The 22671-nt window shown below is 66.6% G+C and carries 24 protein-coding genes and 1 tRNA gene; 6 read left to right on the plus strand and 19 right to left on the minus strand.

What is annotated here, in order from left to right; all coding sequences use genetic code 11:
* The first annotated feature begins 323 nt into the window (after positions 1-323).
* From rsmD to G3N92_RS05815, 3 genes are all read left to right on the plus strand, one after another.
* Complete coding sequence (rsmD, locus tag G3N92_RS05805) at positions 324-938, plus strand: 16S rRNA (guanine(966)-N(2))-methyltransferase RsmD (RefSeq protein WP_206126507.1); 615 nt, start codon at positions 324-326, stop codon at positions 936-938.
* Positions 939-1049: 111 nt separating this feature from the next.
* Complete coding sequence (gene coaD / locus G3N92_RS05810) at positions 1050-1550, plus strand: pantetheine-phosphate adenylyltransferase (protein WP_206126508.1); 501 nt, start codon at positions 1050-1052, stop codon at positions 1548-1550.
* A gap of 65 nt (positions 1551-1615) precedes the next feature.
* Complete coding sequence (locus tag G3N92_RS05815) at positions 1616-1885, plus strand: YfhL family 4Fe-4S dicluster ferredoxin (RefSeq protein WP_206126509.1); 270 nt, start codon at positions 1616-1618, stop codon at positions 1883-1885.
* A 136-nt stretch (positions 1886-2021) separates the two neighbouring features.
* Here the strand turns inward: G3N92_RS05815 and hisC are convergent, their stop codons facing one another.
* From hisC to G3N92_RS05855, 8 genes are all read right to left on the minus strand, one after another.
* Positions 2022-3089: a histidinol-phosphate transaminase gene (gene hisC, locus G3N92_RS05820; RefSeq protein ID WP_206126510.1), complete on the minus strand. Its 1068-nt coding sequence runs from the start codon at positions 3087-3089 to the stop codon at positions 2022-2024.
* Between the two features lie 84 nt (positions 3090-3173).
* On the minus strand, positions 3174-3779 hold the full coding sequence (pth, locus tag G3N92_RS05825; RefSeq protein WP_206126511.1) for an aminoacyl-tRNA hydrolase: 606 nt from the start codon (positions 3777-3779) through the stop codon (positions 3174-3176).
* Positions 3780-3866: 87 nt separating this feature from the next.
* Positions 3867-4481: a 50S ribosomal protein L25/general stress protein Ctc gene (locus G3N92_RS05830; protein ID WP_206126542.1), complete on the minus strand. Its 615-nt coding sequence runs from the start codon at positions 4479-4481 to the stop codon at positions 3867-3869.
* A gap of 185 nt (positions 4482-4666) precedes the next feature.
* Entirely contained in the window at positions 4667-5623 is a 957-nt protein-coding gene (locus tag G3N92_RS05835; RefSeq protein WP_206126543.1) for a ribose-phosphate pyrophosphokinase, read from the minus strand.
* A gap of 45 nt (positions 5624-5668) precedes the next feature.
* Positions 5669-5745: transfer RNA gene (locus G3N92_RS05840), tRNA-Gln, on the minus strand.
* Between the two features lie 52 nt (positions 5746-5797).
* Positions 5798-6676: a 4-(cytidine 5'-diphospho)-2-C-methyl-D-erythritol kinase gene (gene ispE / locus G3N92_RS05845; protein ID WP_206126512.1), complete on the minus strand. Its 879-nt coding sequence runs from the start codon at positions 6674-6676 to the stop codon at positions 5798-5800.
* Between the two features lie 32 nt (positions 6677-6708).
* Positions 6709-7326, minus strand: coding sequence for a lipoprotein insertase outer membrane protein LolB (lolB, locus tag G3N92_RS05850; RefSeq protein WP_206126544.1), 618 nt, complete (start codon positions 7324-7326; stop codon positions 6709-6711).
* A 17-nt stretch (positions 7327-7343) separates the two neighbouring features.
* Complete coding sequence (locus G3N92_RS05855) at positions 7344-9203, minus strand: tetratricopeptide repeat protein (RefSeq protein ID WP_206126513.1); 1860 nt, start codon at positions 9201-9203, stop codon at positions 7344-7346.
* A gap of 88 nt (positions 9204-9291) precedes the next feature.
* Between G3N92_RS05855 and mutM the strand changes: the two genes are divergently transcribed.
* Both mutM and mutY read left to right on the plus strand, forming a co-directional pair.
* Positions 9292-10119: a bifunctional DNA-formamidopyrimidine glycosylase/DNA-(apurinic or apyrimidinic site) lyase gene (gene mutM, locus G3N92_RS05860; protein ID WP_206126514.1), complete on the plus strand. Its 828-nt coding sequence runs from the start codon at positions 9292-9294 to the stop codon at positions 10117-10119.
* A 7-nt stretch (positions 10120-10126) separates the two neighbouring features.
* Positions 10127-11224, plus strand: a complete 1098-nt coding sequence (gene mutY / locus G3N92_RS05865; RefSeq protein ID WP_206126515.1) for an A/G-specific adenine glycosylase — start codon at positions 10127-10129, stop codon at positions 11222-11224.
* Between the two features lie 36 nt (positions 11225-11260).
* Here the strand turns inward: mutY and G3N92_RS05870 are convergent, their stop codons facing one another.
* The 11 genes from G3N92_RS05870 to kdsD all read right to left on the minus strand — a co-directional run bounded on the left by G3N92_RS05870 (position 11261) and on the right by kdsD (position 20512).
* Positions 11261-11896 (minus strand): LON peptidase substrate-binding domain-containing protein, encoded by a 636-nt coding sequence (locus G3N92_RS05870; RefSeq protein ID WP_206126516.1) that lies wholly within the window; start codon positions 11894-11896, stop codon positions 11261-11263.
* A 34-nt stretch (positions 11897-11930) separates the two neighbouring features.
* On the minus strand, positions 11931-12824 hold the full coding sequence (rapZ, locus tag G3N92_RS05875) for an RNase adapter RapZ (protein WP_206126517.1): 894 nt from the start codon (positions 12822-12824) through the stop codon (positions 11931-11933).
* A gap of 71 nt (positions 12825-12895) precedes the next feature.
* Complete coding sequence (gene hprK / locus G3N92_RS05880) at positions 12896-13864, minus strand: HPr(Ser) kinase/phosphatase (RefSeq protein WP_013699410.1); 969 nt, start codon at positions 13862-13864, stop codon at positions 12896-12898.
* Positions 13865-13992: 128 nt separating this feature from the next.
* Positions 13993-14550 (minus strand): PTS sugar transporter subunit IIA, encoded by a 558-nt coding sequence (locus G3N92_RS05885; RefSeq protein WP_206126545.1) that lies wholly within the window; start codon positions 14548-14550, stop codon positions 13993-13995.
* A gap of 126 nt (positions 14551-14676) precedes the next feature.
* A complete protein-coding gene (raiA, locus tag G3N92_RS05890) occupies positions 14677-15042 on the minus strand; it encodes a ribosome-associated translation inhibitor RaiA (RefSeq protein ID WP_206126518.1) in 366 nt (121 codons plus the stop codon).
* Between the two features lie 153 nt (positions 15043-15195).
* Entirely contained in the window at positions 15196-16707 is a 1512-nt protein-coding gene (locus tag G3N92_RS05895) for an RNA polymerase factor sigma-54 (protein WP_206126519.1), read from the minus strand.
* Between the two features lie 201 nt (positions 16708-16908).
* Positions 16909-17685: an LPS export ABC transporter ATP-binding protein gene (lptB, locus tag G3N92_RS05900; protein WP_206126520.1), complete on the minus strand. Its 777-nt coding sequence runs from the start codon at positions 17683-17685 to the stop codon at positions 16909-16911.
* A complete protein-coding gene (gene lptA / locus G3N92_RS05905) occupies positions 17682-18353 on the minus strand; it encodes a lipopolysaccharide transport periplasmic protein LptA (RefSeq protein ID WP_206126521.1) in 672 nt (223 codons plus the stop codon). Before lptA ends, lptB begins: the two co-directional genes overlap by 4 nt.
* An 18-nt stretch (positions 18354-18371) precedes the next feature.
* On the minus strand, positions 18372-18986 hold the full coding sequence (gene lptC, locus G3N92_RS05910) for an LPS export ABC transporter periplasmic protein LptC (protein ID WP_206126522.1): 615 nt from the start codon (positions 18984-18986) through the stop codon (positions 18372-18374).
* Positions 18987-18989: 3 nt separating this feature from the next.
* Positions 18990-19529 (minus strand): HAD hydrolase family protein, encoded by a 540-nt coding sequence (locus G3N92_RS05915; protein ID WP_206126523.1) that lies wholly within the window; start codon positions 19527-19529, stop codon positions 18990-18992.
* Positions 19529-20512 (minus strand): arabinose 5-phosphate isomerase KdsD, encoded by a 984-nt coding sequence (gene kdsD, locus G3N92_RS05920; protein ID WP_206126524.1) that lies wholly within the window; start codon positions 20510-20512, stop codon positions 19529-19531. The genes G3N92_RS05915 and kdsD overlap by 1 nt, the downstream gene beginning before the upstream one ends.
* Positions 20513-20664: 152 nt before the next feature.
* Here kdsD and G3N92_RS05925 point away from each other — a divergent pair, with 152 nt between their 5' ends.
* Positions 20665-22668, plus strand: coding sequence for a monovalent cation:proton antiporter family protein (locus tag G3N92_RS05925; RefSeq protein WP_206126525.1), 2004 nt, complete (start codon positions 20665-20667; stop codon positions 22666-22668).
* The last annotated feature ends 3 nt before the right edge of the window (positions 22669-22671 follow it).

Consider the following 22671-nt stretch of genomic DNA (forward strand, 5'->3'; position numbering starts at 1 on the left):
GCGCTGGTGCTCGGCTCGGCGAGCCGCGGCGCGTCGGGCGCGGCTTCGGCTCCCGGCGCGCCGGCACCGGTCTGCTCGTCGGCCGGCGCGTCCTGCGACGCGTCGTCGGCCTTCGAGCCGATCAATCGTTTGAAGAAGCTGAACATGGTCTGCTGGCTTGGGGGAAGGGAAGCGGGGAGGCCCGGCTGCGGCCGGTGGCTCGAAACGCGTGATTTTATCAGGCGCGCCGCGCGGGCAGCGGCGAGGCGCGCGGCCGGCTGTGGTAACGTGCGCCTGTTCCGGGCCAGCGGCCCGTCCCGATCACCTGTTTCTGCCGGTTTCACATGCCTCGTTCGCCCTCCGCCCGCCCGTCCTCCAGCGCCAATCGCGGCAAGCCGCATGCGGTTCGCATCATCGGCGGCGAGTGGAAGCGCACGCCGCTGCCGGTGCTCGATCTCGACGGCCTGCGCCCCACGCCCGACCGCGTGCGCGAAACGCTGTTCAACTGGCTCGGCCAGGACATGAGCGGCCGCCGCTGTCTCGACCTGTTCGCCGGCACCGGCGCGCTCGGTTTCGAAGCCGCTTCGCGCGGCGCGGCCAGCGTGGTCATGGTCGAGCGCAATTCGCGCGCGGCCGAGCAACTGCGCGCCACGCGCGACAAGCTGGCGGCGCGCACCGTGGAAGTGGCCGAAGCCGATGCGCTGCGCCTCGCGGCCGGCCTTGCGCCGGGCGCGTTCGACGTGGTGTTCCTCGATCCGCCGTTCGGCGACGCCGCGCTGTTCGAGCGCGCGCTCGCGCTGGCCATCAAGCTGGTCGCTCCCGGCGGCCATCTGTACGTGGAGGCCGGCGAGCCGCTCGATCCGGCCGGGCACGATGCGCTGGCGGGCTGGGCGGTCGAGCGCGGCGGCAAGGCCGGCGCCGTCCACTATCATTTGCTGCAACGCGAAAATGATGAATAATGCGCGTTCCCAACGAGGCGCCGCGCGGGTTCCGCGACGCGTGCCCATGATGGCGGCGGCGCGCGATCGCTATTGCTGCGGCCCTTATTGAAAGTTCACAGGAGGAGCGACATGGTAGTCGCCGTGTACCCGGGTACGTTCGATCCGCTGACGCGCGGGCACGAGGATCTCGTGCGGCGCGCATCGAGCATTTTTGATACGCTGGTCGTCGGCGTGGCCGACAGCCGGGCGAAGAAGCCGTTCTTCTCGCTCGAAGAGCGCCTGAAGATCGCGAACGAAGTGCTCGGACATTATCCGAACGTGAAGGTGATGGGTTTCACCGGGCTGCTCAAGGATTTCGTGCGCGCCAACAATGCGCGCGTGATCGTCAGGGGCCTGCGCGCCGTGTCCGATTTCGAGTACGAGTTCCAGATGGCCGGCATGAACCGCTATCTGCTGCCCGACGTCGAAACCATGTTCATGACGCCGTCCGATCAATACCAGTTCATCTCGGGCACGATCGTGCGCGAGATTGCGCAACTGGGCGGCGACGTCAGCAAATTCGTGTTCCCGTCGGTCGAGAAATGGCTGACGGAAAAAGTGGCCGCGATGGGCCAGGGGCCGGCTGCCTGACGCGCGAGCGTCGTGACCGGCCCAGCAGCATGTGCCGGCGCGACGCCGGCGGAAGCGAGATCAGTATGGCTTTGATGATTACCGACGAGTGCATCAATTGCGACGTGTGCGAGCCCGAGTGCCCGAACGGTGCGATTTCGATGGGCCCGGACATCTACGTGATCGATCCGGGCAAGTGCACCGAATGCGTCGGCCACTTCGACGAACCGCAGTGCCAGCAGGTCTGCCCCGTCGAATGCATTCCGCGCGATCCGCAGCATGCGGAAACGCAGGAACAGTTGATGGTGAAATACCACGCGCTGACCGCCGCCACGGGCGAGAACGGCGCATCCTGACATCGAGCCGGCCCGGCGCCGGCTCGATGCACGTCTTCGGCGCGATTCGGCGCTTCCAGAACGATCCGACCGCAGCACAACGGGCGCACAGGCGCCCGCTGTGCCTGTGCGTGGATAAGCGTGCGTCGCCTCGTATTCAGCCGATCAATTCGCGCAGCGCGGCGACCAGCGTGTCGCATTCCGCGTCGGTGCCGACCGTGATGCGCAGGTATTGATCGATGCGCGGCAGCCGGAAGTGGCGCACGAAGATCTCGCGCGCCTTCAGCGCGGCCGCGAGTTGGCCCGCGTCGTGGCCCGGATGGCGCGCGAACACGAAGTTCGCCGCCGACGGCACGATCTCGAAGCCGAGTTGCGTCAGCGCGGCCGTCAGGCGCGTGCGGCTGTCGATCACGCGCGCGCAGGTCGCATCGAAGTAATCGCGATCCTCGTAGGCCGCCTGCGCCGCCACCTGGGCGAGCCGGTCGAGCGGATAGGAGTTGAAGCTGTCCTTGACGCGATTGAGCGCCTCGATCAGCGCCGCGTCGCCGAACGCGAAGCCCACGCGCATGCCCGCGAGCGAGCGCGCCTTCGACGCCGTATGCACGACCAGCAGGTTCGGATAGCGCGCGATCAGCGAGATCGCCGATTCGGCGCCGAAATCGACATAGGCTTCGTCCACCACCACCACGGCGTCCGGGTTGCCGGCGACGATGCGCTCGACGTCGGCCAGCGGCAGGGCGCGGCCGGTCGGTGCGTTCGGGTTCGGGAACAGCACGCCGCCGTTGCCGCCAAGATAATCCTCGACGCGGATCGAGAAATCGTCGGCCAGCGGCACGGCGTCGTACGCCACGCCGTACAGGCGCGCGTAGGTCGGATAGAAGCTGTAGGTGATGTCCGGGAAGCGGATCGGGCGGTCGTGCTGGAGCAGGGCCTGGAACGTATGCGCGAGCACCTCGTCGGAGCCGTTGCCGACGAACACCTGATCCGGCGTCAGCCCGTGATGCGCGGCGACGGTTTCGCGCAGGCTGCGTGCGAGCGGATCGGGGTAGCGGCGCAGCGATTCGCCGTCGGCGCCCAGTTCGCGCGCGATCGCGGCGACGGCGCGCGGCGACGGCGGATATGGATTCTCGTTGGTGTTCAGCTTGACGGGGTTCGCCAGCGCCGGCTGTTCGCCCGGCACGTAGGGAACGAGCTGCTGAACGATATTGCTCCAATAACGGCTCACCACGGACTCCTGACTGAAAACGTGCAGCTTAACGCACGCCGCGCGCCTCGGGCGCACCGGCGTGACCGGACTTGCGGGCGCGGTTCAGGCGCTGTTGCGATGCAGTTGCATCACGGCGCGCTCGGTTTCGCCCTTGGCGAAGATCGACATCACGGCGAGCGCGCGCTCGATCGACGCATCGATGACGTCCTGTTCCTCGCGGCGCGGCGGCTTCAGCACGAAGTTCGCCACGTCGGGCTTGGCGCCGGCGCGCGAGCCTTCGGGAATCAGGTCGCGCGGATGGCCGATGCCGATCCGCAGCCGCCAATATTGCTGGGACGACAGATGCGCGGAAATATCCTTCAGGCCGTTGTGGCCGCCGCTGCCGCCGCCGAGCTTGAACTTCGTCGAGCCGGGCGGCAGGTCGAGTTCGTCGTGTGCGACGAGGATCTCGTCGGGCAGGATCTTGAAGAATTGCGCGACCGCCACGACCGACTGACCGGAACGGTTCATATAGGTTTGCGGCTCGAGCAGGTGGATTTCCTCGCCGTAGAGCCGCGCCTTTGCGTAATGGCCGTGGAAGCGCCGTTCGTCGCGCAGCGTGGCGCCGGCTTCGCGCGCGAGTTGATCGACGAGCCAGAAGCCCGCGTTGTGGCGCGTCGCCGTGTATTCGGCGCCCGGATTGCCGAGACCGACGATCAGTTTGATCATGATGTGTGAGCCGCAAAAATGAAAAAACCCGCCGGGCAGGCCGCGGCGGGTTGCTTCTACCGTTATCGAAACGGTGCGAAAGCGGGCTTAGGCAGCCGGCGTTTCGCCTTCGCCAGCAGCGGCTTCGTCCGACACGACAGCAGCCGGGATCGTCGCGGTTGCGACCACCGGGTTTTCTGCGTCGAGGTGAGCGACCAGCGCCACGCCGTTCGGCAGCGTGATGTCCTTCGCGTGGATCGATTGGCCGGCTTCCAGCTTCGACAGATCGACTTCGACGAATTCCGGCAGGGCCGACGGCAGGCACTCGATGTCCAGTTCAGCGATGACGTGCGAGATGACCGCGCTCGACAGCTTCACTGCCGGGCTGGTTTCTGCGTTCAGGAAGTGAACCGGCACCTTCGTGTGCAGCTTCTTCTTCGCGTCGACGCGTTGGAAGTCGACGTGCAGAACGAGCTGGCGGAACGGGTGGTATTGCACGTCGCGCAGCAGGACGCTTTCCGTCTTGCCTGCCACTTCGAGCTCGAGGATCGAAGCGTGGAACGTTTCCTTCTTCAGGGCGTGCCACAGGGCGTTGTGATCGAGTTCGATCATTTGGGGAGCTGCTTCACCACCGTACACGATACCCGTGGTCTTACCGGCGTTACGCAGGCGGCGGCTCGCACCCGTACCTTGCAGAGTACGCTCGAAAGCGACAACTTTCATGTGATTCTCCATTGCTGCCCGCGACCAGGCAGTTTGAACAGGCCATGCGGCCCAAAAACGCGGCCCGGGTTTCGTCCTTCCGGGCCGATTGTGCAAAAAGCGAAGCGTGGACGCTTCGCTTTTCGCGAACTACCGAATTCGTGCGGATCGCCGGCGGGGCAGGCCCGCTGCGATCCGAGCCGGGATCAGGACTCGGCGAACAGCGACATCACCGAATCGCCGCGGCGGATGCGCGCGAACGTTTCGGCGAGCAGATCGGCGCTCGACAGGGCGCGGATCTTCGAGCTGCCGAGCGATTCGGCGCTCAGCGGGATCGTGTCGGTCACGACGAGTTCGTCGAGTTCCGATGCATCGATACGCGCTGCCGCGCCACCCGACAGCACCGGGTGCGTGGCGTAGGCGAACACGCGCTTCGCGCCGCGTTGCTTCAGCACTTGCGCCGCCTTGCAGAGCGTGCCGGCCGTATCGACCATGTCGTCCATGATCACGCAGGTGCGGCCTTCGACTTCACCGATGATGTTCATCACTTCGGCGACGTTCGCCTTCGGACGACGCTTGTCGATGATCGCGAGATCGCAATTCAGTTGCTTGGCCAGTGCGCGGGCGCGAACCACGCCGCCAACGTCCGGCGACACGACCAGCAGATCCGGGTGATTCTGCTTGCGCAGGTCGCCCAGCAGGATCGGCGTGGCGTAGATGTTGTCGACGGGAATATCGAAGAAGCCCTGAATCTGGTCGGCGTGCAGATCCATCGTGATGATCCGCTCGACGCCGGCGATTTCCAGCATATTCGCGACGATCTTCGCCGAGATCGCGACGCGCGCCGAACGCGGGCGGCGATCCTGACGCGCATAGCCGAAGTAGGGGATGGCAGCGGTGATCCGGCCGGCGGATGCGCGCTTGAGCGCATCGACCATGATCATCAGTTCCATCAGGTTGTCGTTCGTCGGTGCGCAGGTGGATTGCAGGACGAAAATGTCCTTGCCGCGCACGTTTTCCTGGATTTCGACCTGGATTTCACCGTCGGAAAAACGGCTGACCATGGCCTTGCCAAGAGGAATACCGAGTTTGTCGACGACTTTCTGCGCAAGCGCGGGGTTCGCGTTGCCAGTGAAAACCATCAGGCCGTCATGGCTGCTCATCATGAACCTGCTTCGGGCTGGGGGCGGGAATAACTGAGGAAACTATGGCAGGGGAGGAAGGACTCGAACCCTCGCATGCCGGAATCAAAATCCGGTGCCTTGACCAACTTGGCGACTCCCCTACACTCAACTATGAGCTTCACCGGAAGTGTAGGACATCCGATGCAGCAAAACTTATGACGCGAAAGCAAAGAGTGGATGTTCACCCAAACTTCCGGTAACTGCGCTGTTCCAGTCAGCTGGCAGAGCGGCTTGTGCTGCTTCCGCTTGCGCTTTGCTGCCGAACGCCGCGTAGACACTGGCTCCAGAGCCGGTCATACGCGAAGGGGTCAAATCATACAACGCTTTGACTACCTTTGCAACTTCCGCGTACTTCTTTGTCACAACTGCCTGCATGTCGTTTTGACCGAAACTGTCCGGCCAACCCTTGCTGGTTTGCTGTGCAAGAAAGTCCGTAATTGTGATGGGTTTCGAATCTCTTGTCAACGACTCATCTGAAAATATTTCAGCGGTCGGTACGTGAGCCCGAGGCGTCACAACCAGGAACCAGCGAGGCGGCAATTCTACCTGCTCCAGCGCTTCTCCGATACCCTCGGCGAACGCATTTTTTCCGAAAACGAAGAACGGCACATCGGCGCCGAGCTTGACGGCCAGCGCCTGCAGTTCGGTACGCGGCAGATCGAGCTGCCACAGGCGGTTCAGCGCAAGCAGCGTGGTGGCCGCATCCGAGCTGCCGCCGCCGAGGCCGGCGCCCATCGGCAGCACCTTGTCGATTTCGATATCGACGCCGAGCGAGGTGCCCGTATGCGCCTGCAGCAGGCGCGCGGCACGCACCACGAGATCGCTCGCCTCGGGCACGCCGTCGACCTCGGTGACGCGGTGGACGACGCCATCCTCGCGCAGCGTGTAGTGCAGCGTGTCGCCCCAGTCGAGCAGCTGGAACACGGTTTGCAGCGCGTGATAGCCGTCCGGGCGGCGGCCGGTGATGTGCAGGAACAGGTTGAGCTTCGCCGGGGCGAGGCAGTCGCGCAGGGCGCGGGGGGTATCGGTCATGCTGGCGGGACTTCTTGGCAAGAAAACGGGAATCAGCGGTCGAGCACGAGCTTGATGTCGAGCGGCGGTTCCGCGCGCGTCAGGTTCAGCCGCTTGACGCCGGTGGCCGGCGCATCGGCATAGGCCAGGTAGTCGATGGTCCAGCCGTCCTGGCGGATCTGCTTCAGGCGCGTGGCGTCCTCGCGCTCGACGTCGGCCGGCGAGCCGGGCGACGGCTGCGGCAGCATCCAGTAGCGCAGGCCGTCGAGCGGCAGCGCGAAACCGAGCGTGTCCTGCATCAACTGGCCGACATCGGCCGCGAATCGCGGTGCGCGGCCCGGCATTTCAAGCGAGGCGCGCTGCGGCGACGAGCGCACCACGGCGAGCGTCTGGCCCAGTGGGCTGCGCAGCTCGAGCGTGATGACGTTGCCGGTTTCCTGCCAGTTGAAATTGCCGTAGGCGTTCTGTTCCCTGCCCAGGCGATCGTTGTAGCGCACCGCGAAGCGGCCCGTGTACGCGTGGGCGGCCTGCGTCGTGATCGCGTCGGCGGTAGGCGCGGCGGCCGAGCCGGCAGCGGCGGGGCCGGCCGGCTGCGTCGCGCAGCCGGCGAGCAGCGCGCCCGTGGCCAGCGCGGCGGCGGCGTAGCGGAAAGCGGGCGCGAGCGGCGCCATCGTGCGGATCGATACGCTCACAGCCCGTTCACCTGAAAACGCTTGAGCGTGTTGAGCAGCGTGTCGTTGTCCGGCTCGAGCTTCTGCGCGGCGCGCCAGGCGTCGCGCGCCTTGTCCTGCTGGCCGCTCTTCCAGAGCACTTCGCCGAGGTGCGCGCCGATTTCGGCGTTCGGCTGCAGCGTGTAAGCCGTCGTGAGGATTTTCTCGGCGGCGGCGTTGTCGCCCATCCGATACTTGACCCAGCCGAGGCTGTCCATGATGAACGCATCCTTCGGCGCCAGCGCGACCGCCTTCTCGACCAGTTGGCTCGCTTCCGGCAGGCGCTGGTTGCGGTCGGCCAGCGAATAGCCGAGCGCGTTGTAGGCCTGCGGATTGTCCGGCTGCATGCGCATCAGCACGCGCAACTGCTGCTCCATCGTCGTGTACTGGCCGATCTTCTCGTTGGCCATCGCGTAGTCGTAGCGCAGGTCGGGATCGTCCGGGAACGCATCGACGGCCTGTGCGAGGCGGTCGGCGGCTTCGCGGTAGCGCTTGGCCGAGAACAGCAGCGAGGCGTCGGTGCGCGCGATCACGGCGGCATCGCGCGGATCGCTGATCTGCAGGCCGGCCAGCACCTTGCGTGCGTCGTCGACCTTGCCCTGTTTGGCGAGGATCTGTGCGCGCGTGACTTGCGCCGGGATGTAGTGCGGGCTGGCCGGATCGATCTTGTCGAGCCATTGCGAGGCCTGGGCGTCGTCGTTCTGCTCGACCGACAACTGCGCCAGATAGACATACGCCTGGCCGACGTCGGCGTCGGGCCGCTTTTGCGCCACGTCGATGTACTGCTTCAGGTATTTCTGCGCGTCGCCGAGCTGTTTTTCCTGGATCTTGATCAGCGCGAGCGCCATCAGCGGCGCCGGCTCCTTCGGATCGTTGCGATGCATCGTCTCGAACTGCTTCTGCGCGTCGTCGAGGCGGTTGTCGGCGAGATAGAGCTGGGCCAGCGCGAGGCGGCCCTCGCGCGATTTCGGGTTCTGCCGGACGAATTTCTCGAACGAGGCCACGCCGATCGCGCGCTCTTGCGGGCCCATCTGCGCCAGCATCAGTGCGGCCGGCAGGTAATCGGGCTTCAGTTCGAGCGCCTGCTTCAGCGAAGTGACGGCGCCGGCCTTGTCGTCGGTCGCCAACTGCTGGCGGGCGATCGCGAGGCGGGCTTCGGGGCGGATCAGGTCGTCCTTGAGCAGATCCTGGAGGACCGTCAGGCCGTCGGTGCGGTTCGGGCCGCGCGCGATCAGCGCCTGCAGCGCGAGGATCGCATCGCCGCGGTTGTCGCCGGTGGTGCGGGCCAGTTCGCGCGCGAGCAGCGGCTTGGCGTCGATCGGCTTGCCGGACAGCACGAGCAGCGCGGCATCGACCTGCGACGCGCGGTTCGAATCGGGTGCATACTCGCGCCACAGATTGGCGGCGGTCAGCGCGTCGGCCGGGCTTTGCGCGGCCAGTGCGATTTCCGTCGCACGCTGCGCCATGCGCGGATCCTTCGTGTCCCGCGAGAGCGCGAGGTAGGTCTGGTAGGCGGGCGCGGGCTGGGAACGTTGCAGCGCGACCTCGGCGGCCAGCACCTGATAGACGATCTGCGCCGTCAGCTGGAGGCCCGGCAGATCCTTCTTTTCGTCCGGGAAGCCCTGCGAGAACGCGCTCTGCGGTGCGGAGTCGTCGTCGGTTGCGGCGGCGGGCGACGCGGCGGCGCCCGAGGCGGGCGTTTGCGCGTGAGCGGGCAGCGCGCCGAACGTCCATGCGGCGAGAAGCGCGGCGCCGAGTGCGCGGCGGACCGGGAAGGCGAACGCGCGGCGCGCACGGGCGGCGGGGCGCTTCGAAGACAGCGTCGAGGACAAGGTCATGGAAATCCGTTCGAGGTTTCGGACGATTGTAACGCGCTCGCTACAATACGCGCACGATCGCTACTAGCCACACACAGACCACAAAACCATGCCAGAGTTGCCGGAAGTCGAGGTTACACGTCGCGGAATCGAACCTTTCGTCGCCGGTCGACGCGTCAAGCGCGTCGACGTGCGCACCGCGATGCTGCGCTGGCCCGTCCCCGAAAATCTTGCCGCCGCGCTCGAATCGCGCGAAGTGCTGCGCGTCGAGCGGCGCGGCAAGTACCTGCTGTTCGAGGTGGATGCCGGCTGGTTCATCGTCCATCTCGGGATGACGGGCACGCTGCGCGTGCTGCCGGGCGGGGAACCGCCGGCCGCCGCCAAGCACGATCACATCGATTGGATCTTCGACGAATGTGTGCTGCGCTTTCGCGATCCGCGCCGGTTCGGCGCCGTGCTCTGGCACCCGCGCGAGCAGGGCGACATCCACGAGCATCATCTGCTGACGACGCTCGGCGTCGAGCCGTTCTCGGCGGCCTTCACGCCGGCGCTGCTGTACCGGCGCACGCGCGGGCGCACCGTTTCGGTGAAGCAGGCGCTGCTGGCCGGCGACATCGTGGTCGGCGTCGGCAACATCTATGCCTCGGAGAGCCTGTTTCGCGCCGGCATCCGCCCGACCACGGCCGCCGGCAAGGTTTCGCTGCCGCGCTACGAGCGGCTGGCCGAGGCGGTGCGCGCCACGCTCGCCGACGCGATCGAGCGCGGCGGCAGCACCTTGCGCGATTTCGTCGGCAGCAACGGCGAAAGCGGCTACTTCCAGCTCGACTGCTTTGTCTACGATCGCGCGGGCGAACCGTGCCGCGTGTGCGGCACGCCGATCCGCCAGATCGTGCAGGGCCAGCGGTCGACCTATTTCTGTCCGAATTGTCAGCGTTGAAAACAAGTTGAAACCCCCACGCAATCCCCCGGCGCCGGCCGCACCGGCCACCCCGCTCGAAGCCGGCTTCGCCGGCCGCCTCATCGCCTGGCAGCGCGACCATGGTCGCCACGACCTGCCCTGGCAGAACACGCGCGATCCGTACCGGATCTGGCTGTCGGAAATCATGCTGCAGCAGACGCAGGTGTCGACCGTCATCCCGTATTACCTGCGCTTTCTCGACCGCTTTCCCGATGTCGCCGCGCTCGCGGCCGCGCCGTCCGACGACGTGATGGCGTTGTGGGCCGGCCTCGGCTACTACACGCGGGCGCGCAATCTGCATCGTTGCGCGCAGGTGGTGGTCGAACAGCACGGCGGCCGGTTTCCCGCGTCGCCGGACGCGCTGGCCGAATTGCCCGGCATCGGCCGTTCGACGGCCGCCGCGATCGCATCGTTCGCGTTCGGCGCGCGGGCGCCGATCCTCGACGGCAACGTCAAGCGCGTGCTGGCGCGCGTGTTCGGCGTGGAAGGCTTTCCGGGCGAGAAGCGCGTCGAGAACGAAATGTGGGCGCTGGCCGAGCGCCTGTTCCCGCGCGACGAGGACGACGCCGGCATCAGCGCGTACACGCAGGGCTTGATGGATCTCGGCGCGACGCTGTGCGGGCGCGGCAAGCCGGAATGCCGGCGCTGCCCGTATGCCGCCGATTGCGTCGCGAACGTGACGGGCCGCCAGCGCGAGCTGCCGGCCGCGCGGCCGAAGAAGGCGGTGCCGACGCGCCGCACCTGGATGCTGGTGCTGCGCGACGGCGACGCGGTGTTGCTGGAGCGGCGCCCGCCGAGCGGCATCTGGGGCGGACTCTGGAGCCTGCCCGAAGCCGACGGCGATGAGTCGGCGCTGCAGCGCGTGCGCGATTTCGGCGGCGAGGCGGTCAGCGCGCTCGCGCCGTTCGTGCACGCCTTCACGCATTTCCGGCTCCAGATCGAACCGCGCATCGCCGAGGTGGGCGTGCAGTCCACGGCGGCCGATGCCGACAGCGAATGGGTGCCGCTCGCGCGGCTCGATGCGTACGGCGTGCCGGCGCCGGTGCGCAAGCTGCTCGACAGCCTGAGCGGGCCGTTGATCTGAGATGTGCGTGGTGCGCGGTAACGGTGCGCGGCGGCGCTACAGCCAGTCGTGGCGCTTGAGCACCTGATGCACGGCGTCGATGCGCGCGGCCGCGTCGGGAAGCTCCATCAGCTTTTGCCGCATCCGCAGGTCGAGCGGCAGCACTTCGGCGAGGCGGTTCGACACCCAGGTCGGGTCGTCGAAATGGAACGGTTCGAGGAACGGCAGCGCGGCGTTTTTCACGTTGCGCAGCGCCGCGATGATGCGTTCGAGCACCTCCGCGCACGCGCCGAACTGGGCGATCGCCTGTTCGCCGTCGAGCGGGCGATCCTCGGGCAGCGGTTCGGCGATGCCAACCAGCAAGCCATTCGATTCCACGCGGTGCGAGAGCACCGTGAAGCGCCGCGTGCCGACGGTGCGCAAGAACAGCATGCCGAATTCGCCGGTGTCGCACTCGACGATCTCGGCCATGCAGCCGACAGCTTCGGGCACGGCCACCTGATCGTCCTGGGCAACCTCGGGGCCGCTCTTGAGCAGGCAGACGCCGAACGGTGCGCTGTCGCGCAGGCAGCTACGCGCCATGTCGACGTAGCGCGCCTCGAACACCTTCAATGGCAGCAGGCCGCCCGGAAACAGCACGGTATGCAACGGGAACAACGGCAAATCGACGAGCTGGGTCGAAAGCGAAGACATGGCGCGCACCCCTGGCGAGGAGCGGCTCGACGGGCTACTTGACGAGCCGCGATGACGCCTCGGGATCGACCGGTGCGTCACGATGCCGCACTATCACGTTCGCCTGCCGCGACAGACGCGCGGCGAGCGTCTCCGCAATGAACACCGAGCGATGCTGGCCACCCGTGCAGCCGATCGCGACCGTCAGATAACTGCGGTTGTCGTCGCGGAAATGCGGCAGCCATTTGACGAGGAAGCTCTCGATGTCGTCGATCATCTGGTGCACGATCGGCAGCGCATCGAGGAACGCAATGACGGGCTGATCGAGCCCGGTCAGCGGCCGCAACTCGCGGTCGTAGTACGGATTCGGCAGCGCGCGCACGTCGAACATGAAATCACCGTCGAGCGGCACGCCGCGCTTGAAGCCGAACGATTCGAACATCACGACGAGATCGCCGTCCGGCTGCTCGATGAAGCGCTTGACCCAGGTGCGCAGCACGTTCGCGCGCAGGTTGCTGGTGTCGATCTCGTGACCGAAGCCGGCCAGCGGCGACACCAGCTCGCGCTCGCGCTCGATCGCCTCGGCCAGCGACGACAGCAGGCCGACGTCGGCGTCGTGCGAGGGGGAACCGGACAGCGGATGGCGGCGGCGCGTTTCGGAGAAGCGCTGGATCAGCGCCTGGGTGCTGGCGTTGAGGAACAGCACGCGCACATCGTGGTGTTGCGACAGCTCGCGGATCAGGTTCGGCATATCGTCGAGCGAGGCGCTCGAGCGCGCGTCGATCGCGACCGCGAGCCGCTGCTGGCCGTCGTCGCCGACATGGCGCACGAGTTCGGGCAGCACGCGCGGCGGCAGATTGTCGACGCAGTAATAGCCTGAATCCTCGAGCGCATTGAGCGCGACGGATTTGCCGGAGCCGGAGATGCCGGTGATGAGGACGATGCGCATGGGGAAGCGGGAAACCAGACGCTGCATCATAGCACCGGTGCGCCGGCCCGTAAGGGCGCGGCGGCGTGCGATCAGACGAGCTTGCCGGGGAATTGGCTGTCGGGGTCCTGCATGGCGAGGCGCTGGCGATCCATGAAATCGCGCAGCGTGTCGATGCCGCGCAGTTGCAGGATCGTGTTGCGCACGGCGGCTTCGACCAGCACGGCGAGGTTGCGGCCGGCCGCCACCTGGATCGTGACCTTGCTGATCGGCAGGCCGAGCACGTCGACGGTCTGGCTTTCGAGCGGCAGGCGCTGGAATTCGCCGTCGGGGCGGCGCACGAGTTGGACGATCAGCTTCAGCTTCATTTTCCGGCGCACGGCCGTTTCGCCGAAGATCGTCTTGATGTCGAGCAGGCCGAGGCCGCGCACTTCGAGCAGGTTCTGCAGCAGCGGCGGGCAGCGGCCTTCCACGAAATCGGGGCCAAGTCGCACGAAATCGACGGCGTCGTCGGCCACGAGGCCGTGGCCGCGGCTGATCAGCTCGAGGCCGAGCTCGCTCTTGCCGAGGCCCGAATCGCCGGTCAGCAGCACGCCCATGCCGAGGATGTCGAGGAACACGCCGTGCAGCGTCGCGCGCGGCGCGAGGATGCGCGACATGTAGAGGCGCAGGCTGTCGATCACGGCCGCGGCCGACATCGGCGTGGTGAACAGCGGCGTGGACGAGCGCGTGCAGCGCAGCACCAGCTCGGGCGGCGCGGCGGCACCGCCCGCGACCACCAGGAACGGCGGTTCGAGCGCGATCAGCTCGGCCATGTGGCGGGAGCGGTCTTCGTCGGTTTGCCGTTGGTAGTACTCGATTTCCGCTTCGCCGAGCACCTGGATCCGGTTCGGGTGGATCAGGTTCAAGTGGCCGACGAGATCGGCGCTCGAGGTGGCGTTGCCGACCGTCTCGGCGGAAAAGCCGCGCTCCCAGCCTTCATGCCCCGTCAGCCAGCTCAGCTTGAGCATGGCTGCGTTGTCGTCGAAGATGCTCTGGGCGTTGATGCTGGACGTATCCATTGAGTGCGTCACTCCAAATGGCCGGTGCGGCAAGGAGCCGGACGCTCTGCGGCGCCGGACCGGCTGCGGGCGGCAGGGCCGGGCGGTACGCGCCGCCCGTCGCGGGGAAGCCTTCCGCCCGAATCAGCTCAAGGTTGCCATTGAGTGAGGAGACGATGCAACTCGTGACGATCCGGTTCGGTGTGCAGACGTTCGCGGGCGTCGCGATCGGACAGCAGCTGTGCGATTTCGGACAGGATCTCGAGGTGCTGCTGGGTGGCCTGTTCGGGCACCAGCAGGAAGATCAGGAGCGAGACGGGCTGGCCATCCGGGGCTTCGAACGGGATCGCTTCGGCCAGCCGGACGAAGCCGGCGAGCGGTTGCTTGAGACCCTTGATGCGGCCGTGCGGAATGGCGACGCCTTCGCCGAGGCCAGTCGAGCCAAGACGCTCACGCGCGAACAGGTTGTCGGTGACGATGCTGCGGCCGATGCCGTTCTGATTTTCGAAGATCAGACCGGCTTGTTCGAACACGCGTTTCTTGCTGGTGACGGAGAGGTCGATGACGACGTTCTCCAGTGGCAGGATTTTGGCTAGGCGATTCATGTTGGCAGGCAAGGGGGTGGCCTGGGGTCTCCTCGCGGCGGTAGACGAATGCTCCCAGTCGGGAAACGGGTTGCCGGCACATCCCGGTAATAACCCGAACATTATAGAGCACGGACGTTCGCGTGGTGTGGCGTGATCGATCCGGTTCGTACGCAATACCGACGATGCGTGGAACAAAAAAACCGCCCGTCGGGACGGGCGGTTTCGCTGGCGCACGAGGCGCCGGGTTTACTGCGGCGGCAGTTCGATCTGATCGAGTACCGGTTGATGCTGATGCTTGATCGGCTCGTGTGCATGCGTCTGCAGACGTTCCATGTGCTTGACGACTTGCCGGTCGAGCTTGTCGATCAACAGATCGATCGCCGCATACAGGCTGCCGTTGGCGCTTTCGACGAAGATATCCTTGCCCTTCAGATGCAGATTGATTTCCGCGCGCTGCTGCTTGTCCTTTTCCTTATGGTTGTCGACCGAGAGGATCACAGTGCCATCGATCACCTGGTCGCTATGCCGTAGCACCCTGTCGAGCTTGGTGATCACGTATTCGCGAATGGCAGGCGTTACGTCGAGATGGTGTCCACTGATCTTCAAGTTCATAGTGCTTCTCCATGCAGATGACCCCGGTGCATGTAGAGGCTATGTCTGCCGGCAGGACGATCTCCGTGGATCGGATAGATGACGGAGCGGGCCTTGGGCGGACTATGCCTTCGACAGCGCGGCGGCCGGAAAACGCCCGCCGCGAGCAGCGGGCTACAGAGACTTGCGCAGATTGACTGCCGGGATCTTGAGGGCTTCGCGATATTTCGCAACCGTACGGCGCGCGACCACGAACCCTTGTTCCGCCAGCAGTTCGGCTATTCGGCTGTCCGATAGAGGAGATTTCTGGTCTTCGGCTCCTATCAGTTGCTTGATGAGGGCGCGGATTGCCGTGGAAGAGGCAGCGCCCCCCGTGTCTGTCGAAACATGCGATCCGAAGAAGTACTTGAATTCAAGCGTACCGAACGGGGTCAGCATGTATTTGCCGGTTGTCACACGGGAGACAGTCGACTCGTGTAGGCCCAGCGTATCAGCTATTTCCCGCAAAACCAAGGGGCGCATGGCAATTTCGCCGTGCGCGAAAAAGTTCTTCTGACGCTCCACGATGGCCTGCGCGACACGCAGGATCGTCTCGAAACGCTGCTGGATATTCTTGATCAGCCAGCGTGCTTCCTGGAGCTGTTGCTTCAGCGATCCGGTGCTCGGATCGCCGCGGCTGTTGCGCAGGATATTGGCGTACAGATGGTTGATGCGCAGCTTCGGAACGACCTCGGGATTGAGCTCGGCGATCCAGTTCTGGCCGCTCTTGCGAACCATGATGTCGGGCACCACGTAATCGGCTTCGGCTTTGCCGTAGGCCGCACCCGGGAACGGTTCGAGCGAGCGGATCAGCGCATGCGCGTCGCGCAGCTCGTCGTCGTTGGCCTTCAGGTGTTTGCGCAGCCGCGTGAAGTCGCGCGCGGCCAGCAGTTCGAGATGCTGCGAGACGATATCGAGCGACAGCGCGCGCGTGGGGGACGGATCGAGCCGCAGCAGTTGCAGGCGCAGGCATTCGGACGCCGAGCGCGCGCCGACGCCGGCCGGATCGAAGCTGTGCAGCAGCGCGAGCGCGGCGGTCAACTCGTCGATGTCGACTTCCAGTTCCTCGGGCAGATCGGTCAGGACCTCGTCGAGCGCCGCGCCGAGATAGCCGTCGTCGTCGAGCGATTCGATCAGGAACGTGACGAGCGCGCGGTCGCGATGGCCGGCCTGCGTGACGCGCAACTGCGCGCTCAGATGCTCGCGCAGCGAGGTCGACGCTTCGTGTACCTGCAGCGGGGGGAGATCGTCGTCGTCGGAGGCGCCCGACGAGCGGCCGTAATCTTCCAGATTCCACTGGCTCGAATCGCTGCTGTCGGATCCATAGGAATCGTAATCGTCGCCGTTGCGCTCGTCGCGGTCGGAGCGCTCGCCCGAGCTGTCCGAACTGCTGCTCGACGAGCCGTTGCCGTGCATCGGCTCGGGCGTGGCGGAGGGCGGGGCCTGCGCGATCAGCGAGCCGTCGGCGGCCACGCGCAGCGGGCTCGCGATCCACTCGTCGTTCTCGAGCAGCGGGTTCTGGGCGATGGCCATCGCGACTTCCTGCTGCAATTCGAGCGTCGACAGCTGCAGCAGCCGGATCGACTGCTGGAGCTGGGGCGTGAGCGCGAGGTGCTGCGACAGGCGAAGTTGGAGGCTGGCTTTCATGGCAAAAAGGAATCGTTACCTGAAGTTTGCCACGTAGGCGGCGCGTTGCGGGAGGCGGGATGACACGAAGGTCGCGAGCGGCACGCCTGCGCGCCGTCGTGCGGGCACAGGGCTGGGCCGCGGGGCCGATCGCGCCGCGCCGGACATGCCGGGGTGCCGCGGGTGGGCGGGCTGGGCGCCGGGCGGCGCCGCAGCACCCGCTTACATGCGGAAATGCTCGCCGAGATAGACGCGGCGGACGTTCTCGTTCTCGATGATGTCCTGCGGCGCGCCGGACGCGAGCACGGAGCCGTCGCTGATGATGTAGGCGTGATCGCAGATGCCAAGCGTTTCGCGGACGTTGTGATCGGTGATCAGCACGCCGATGTTGCGCTCCTTCAGGAACCGGACGATCTTCTGGATTTCCAGCACCGCGATCGGATCGACGCCGGCGAACGGTTCGTCGAGCAGGATGAAGCTCGGGTTGCTGGCCAGCGCGCGGGCGATTTCCACGCGGCGGCGCTCGCCGCCCGACAGCGACAGCGCCGGGTTCTCGCGCAGGTGGCCGATCTGCAGCTCGTCGAGCAGCGCCTCGGTGCGCGAGGCGATCTCGTCCTTCGACAGCAGCTTGCCGTTGTCGCCGTGCTGCAGCTCGAGCACGGCGCGGATGTTCTCCTCGACGGTCAGCTTGCGGAACACCGACGCTTCCTGCGGCAGGTACGACAGGCCGAGCGATGCGCGCTTGTGGATCGGCAGCAGGCTGATCGGGCTGCCGTTCAGCGAGATGTCGCCGGCATCGAGCGGCACCAGGCCGACGATCATGTAGAACGAGGTGGTCTTGCCGGCGCCGTTCGGGCCGAGCAGGCCGACCACTTCGCCGCTTTTCACGTCGAGCGAAACGTCTTTCACGACGGTGCGCGAGCCGTAGCGCTTCTTCAGGTTGCGAACCACGAGCGAGCTCGTGGTGCCGGCAGGCTGGCGATTCGGCAGGGCGGTCACGGGTTCGGCTCTCCCTGCATGGTGTTCGACGGCACGAGCGTGGCGCTCGCGCCGTTCAGCGGCGCCGGGCCGCCGTTCTTCGGCGACAGCATCGCGCGCACGCGGCCGCTCGGGTTGCCCGGCGCGGCGACGTCGCTGCCGCCCTTGGCGGTGTAGAAATCGCGCTGGCCGTCGTACGTGATGACGCTGCCGTGCACCGTATCGGCCACGGTGGTCAGGCCCTGCAGGCGGCGCACGGTGGCGTTGCGCGTGAGCGTGGTCAGATCCTGCTTGCCGTCGTAATCGATGCGCTCGGCGTCGCCATCGATGTATTCGTCGAGCCCTTCGCGCTTCTGGCGGAACGACGCATGCTTCTTGCTACCGGCGGACATGGTGGCCGTGGCGTACTGGTAGCCCTGCGGATCCTGGCGCACCTCGACGCGATCGCCCTTGATCAGGATCGTGCCTTTGGTGATCACGACATTGCCGGTGGCGACCGTGACCTGCTTGAGGTCGTCATAGGTGAGGTTGTCGGCCTCGACCTGGATCGGTTTGTTCTGGTCCGCTTTTTCCGCGTGCGCGAGCGGCGCGACGCCCGGGAGCGTCAGCGCGACGAGCGCCGCGGCGAGCCCGGCGCGGACAGCGCGGCGCGCGCTGCCGGAGGAAAAACAAGGGAACGATTCGTTCATGCAGTCACGCAAGCTGGGTTACTTGGATTGGCGGGATTGGCCGCCGGCGGTGTCGGACGCGGCGATCGTGCCGCGGACGTTGCCGTAAAGGTCGATGACCCGGGTGACATTGTTGTACTTCATGCCGTTGGTCGCGTTGGCGACCGACAAACCGCGCTGAAGTTTAACCGGCTTTTCGGTCTCGATCACATCGTCGTTGACGAGCACCCGGAAATGTTGGGAATCGGCTTCCATCGGCGGGTCGCCGGCGCCGGCCGCGCGCAGGATCTTCGCGTTGTCGTACAGATCGACGATCGAGACGTCGCCATTCACCGTGCCGCGCTGCGCCGTGGCCGTGACCACCGGCTTGCCGGGCTGGAACGCGCGCATGGCCGGCGTGGTGAGCAGGCTGGTTTCGTCGTCCTCGTAGTGCACGAGCTTGACGGCCGTCAGCCGGTATTGCGTCGCACCCGATTGATCGAGTTCGGTGACCGAGAAGTTGTCGGCGAAGTAATCGGGCGTGTGCGTCTTCGGATGCACGACGCTCTCGCCCGGCGGCGGCAGCGTGGCCTGCAGCAGCCAGTAGGTGACGGCCGCCAGCAGGGCGAGCGCCGCGATCGGCAGGAACGAGCTCAGGTGCAGCCGCTGCGACATGAATCAGGCCCCCAGCGCGGCGGCGAGCAGCGCGTCGTAGCGGCCCTGGGCGCGCAGGATGGTGTCGACCACTTCGCGCGCGGCGCCGTGGCCGCCTTGCGTGGCGGAAACGAAATGCGCGCGCGCGAGCACGTCCGGGTGCGCGTTGGCCGGCGCGGCCACGAAGCCGCAGCGCGTCATCACGCCGAGGTCGGGCCAGTCGTCGCCCATGTAGCCGCATTCGTCAGACGAAACACCGGTGGCCTGCAGCAGTTCGGCGAAGGCCGTCAGCTTGTGCTCGACGCCCTGATACAGATGGCTGATGCGCAGTTCCTTGGCGCGCGCGGCGACGATCTCGGAACGGCGGCCGGTGATGATGGCCGTGTCGATGCCGGCTTCGCGCAGCAGCTTCAGGCCGTGGCCGTCCTGCGAATTGAACGATTTCATGGTGTCGCCGGCGGCCGTGAAGTGCAGGCCGCCGTCGGTCAGCACGCCGTCGACGTCGAAAATCATCAGCTTGACGCGGCTCGCGCGTTCGGCGGCCGTGGCGGAAGCAGCGGACATCAGATCACCTTTTTCGAGAACAGGTCGTGCATGTTGAGCGCGCCGATCAGCACGCCGTCGGAATCGGTCACCAGCATCTGGTTGATCCGGTGGCGCTCCATCAGTTCCACGGCTTCGACGGCCAGATGGTCGGGCGCGATGGTGCGCGGGTGGCGGGTCATCACGTCGCCGATCGGCAGGCGGCGGAAATCGCCGTCGCGTTCGAGCACGCGGCGCAGGTCGCCGTCGGTGAAGATGCCGGCCACGCGGTCGTGCTGGTCGACCACCACGGTCATGCCCATGCGCTTGGCGGTGATCTGGAACAGCGCGTCGGACAGCGTCGCGTCGAGCCGCACGGTCGGCACTTCGTCGCCGGTGCGCATCACGTCGCGGACGTGGGTCAGCAGGCGCCGGCCCAGCGAGCCGCCCGGGTGCGAGCGCGCGAAATCGTTCGGGCCGAAGCCGCGCGCGTCGAGCACGACCACGGCGAGCGCATCGCCGAGCGCGAGCGCGGCGGTGGTGCTGGCGGTGGGGGCGAGGTTCAGCGAGCAGGCTTCCTTCTCGACGCCGGCATACAAATGGATGTCCGACAATTGGCCGAGGCTCGATTGCGGCCGGCCCGTCATGGCGATCAGCTTGGCGCCGAGCCGCTTGATCAGCGGCAGGATCGCGACGAGTTCTTCCGACTCGCCGGAATTCGAGATTGCGATGAAAACGTCGTCGGCGGTTACCATGCCGAGGTCGCCATGGCTCGCTTCGGCCGGATGGACGAAGAACGCCGGCGTGCCGGTGCTGGCCAGCGTGGCGGCGATCTTGCGGGCGATATGCCCGGATTTGCCGATGCCGGACACGACCACGCGGCCGCGACAATTCAGCAGCAGGTCGACGGCGCCGACGAACTGGCCGTCGAGCTGGTCGCGCAATGCGCGTACCGCGTCCGCCTCGATGTCGAGGACGTCGCGGGCGAGCGCGAGCGCCCGGTCATCATTGATTTTCGCTATCATGCGCGGAGTATAACAAAGGCGTTTGTTCGCCGCGCCGGGCGCCGGGACTGCGCTCCCGACGGAGCCCTGTCCTCGCCCATCGAGCCGCCCCCGTGGCGGCCCCACCCGCGTCCGCCTGTTGCGACGCCCTGACGAACGAGGATTCTTCGCACGTGATTTCCCCGCTCGAAATGACGCTCCTGCTGCTGCTGGCTTCAGTGGTGGGTGTCGTCGTGTTCCGCTCGCTGAACCTGCCGCCGATGCTCGGCTATCTGACCGTGGGCATCGTCGTCGGCCCGCATGCGCTCGGCTTTGCCGGCGATCTCGAGCGGGCCGAGCATCTCGCCGAATTCGGCGTGGTGTTCCTGATGTTCTCGATCGGCCTGGAATTCTCGCTGGCCAAGCTGCGCGCGATGCAGCGGCTGGTGTTCGGGCTCGGATTGATGCAGGTGGTGGTGACGCTCGCGGTGGCGGTGCTGCTGGGGTTCGCGTTCGAGCATTGGGTCCATATCACCTGGCAGGGCAGCATCGCGCTGGGCGGCGCGCTGGCGATGTCGTCGACGGCGATCGTCTCGAAGATGCTGGCCGAGCGGCTCGAAATCGAAACCGCGCACGGCCGCAACATCTTCGGCGTGCTGCTGTTCCAGGATCTGGCCGTGGTGCCGCTGCTGATCGTGATTTCGGCGTTCGGCGGCGAATCATCGAAGGATCTGGCGGTCACGCTGGGCCTGGCGGCGGTCAAGATCGTGGTGGCGCTGACGCTGCTGCTGTTCGTCGGCCAGAAATTCATGACGCGCTGGTTCAACGTGGTCGCGCGGCGGCGTTCGCAGGAACTGTTCGTGCTGAACCTGCTGCTCGTCACGCTCGGCGCGGCGTTCATCACCGACAAGTTCGGGCTGTCGCTCGCGCTCGGCGCGTTCATCGCCGGCATGCTGATTTCCGAGACGCCGTACCGCCATCAGGTGGAAGAAGACATCAAGCCGTTCCGCGACGTGCTGCTCGGCCTGTTCTTCGTGACCACCGGGATGCTGCTCGACCCGCGCGTGATCTGGGAGCATCCGTTCCTCGTGATCGGCTTTTTCTTCGGTCAGGTGCTGCTGAAGGCGGCCACCATCACCGGGCTCGCGCGGCTGTTCGGCGCCGCGCCGGGCGTGGCGATCCGCACCGGGCTCGGGCTCGCGCAGGCCGGCGAGTTCGGCTTCGTGATGCTGAACCTGATTCTCGACCGCCATCTGGTCGATTCCACGCTGCTGCAGGCGATCCTCGCCTCGATGCTGCTGTCGATGCTGGCCGCGCCGTTCCTGATCCAGAACGCCGACCGGATCGTGATGCGCGTGTCGTCGACCGAATGGATGCAGCAATCGCTGCAAATGACCCGCATCGCCACGCAGAGCCTCAAGCAGCAGGGCCACGTGATCATCTGCGGCTACGGCCGCGCGGGCCAGAACCTGGCGCGCATGCTCGAACAGGAAGGCCTGGCCTACGTCGCGCTCGACCTCGACCCGGATCGCGTGACGGCGGCCGCGGCGGCCGGCGAATCGGTGGTGTTCGGCGACGCCGCGCGACGCGAATCGCTGCTCGCGGCCGGTATCCACCGCGCGGCGGCGGTGGCGATCACCTATGCGAACACGCCGTCGGCGCTGCGCGTGCTGCATCACGTCCACGAACTCGAACCCACCTTGCCGGCGATCGTGCGCACCGTCGACGACGCCGATCTCGAAAAGCTGCTCGCGTCGGGCGCGACCGAGGTGATCCCGGAGATCGTCGAGGGCAGCCTGATGCTGGCGTCGCATACGCTGGTGCTGATGGGCGTGCCGATGCGGCGCGTGGTGCGGCGCGTCGAGGAGATGCGCGACGCGCGCTACAGCCTGCTGCGCGGCTATTTCCGCGGCGCGGACGACGCGGACGACGACGACCACGAGCAGGTGCGGCTACAATCGGTGCCGGTCGACGCGCGCTCGGATGCGGTCGGCCGCTCCCTCGAGGAGGTCGGGCTGTACGCGCTCGGGCTGGAGGTGACGGCGATCCGGCGGCACGGCATTCGCGGCGTCGAGCCGGATCCGGACACCAAGCTGCGCGCGGCCGACATTCTCGTGCTGCGCGGCCTGCCGGAAGCGCTGTCGATGGCCGAGGAACGGCTGTCGCGCACGCGCCGGGAGGGCGGCCAGGCCGCCTGAGCC

Source organism: Burkholderia sp. Ac-20379 (assembly GCF_017104645.1).
In the GTDB taxonomy this organism is placed as follows: domain Bacteria; phylum Pseudomonadota; class Gammaproteobacteria; order Burkholderiales; family Burkholderiaceae; genus Burkholderia.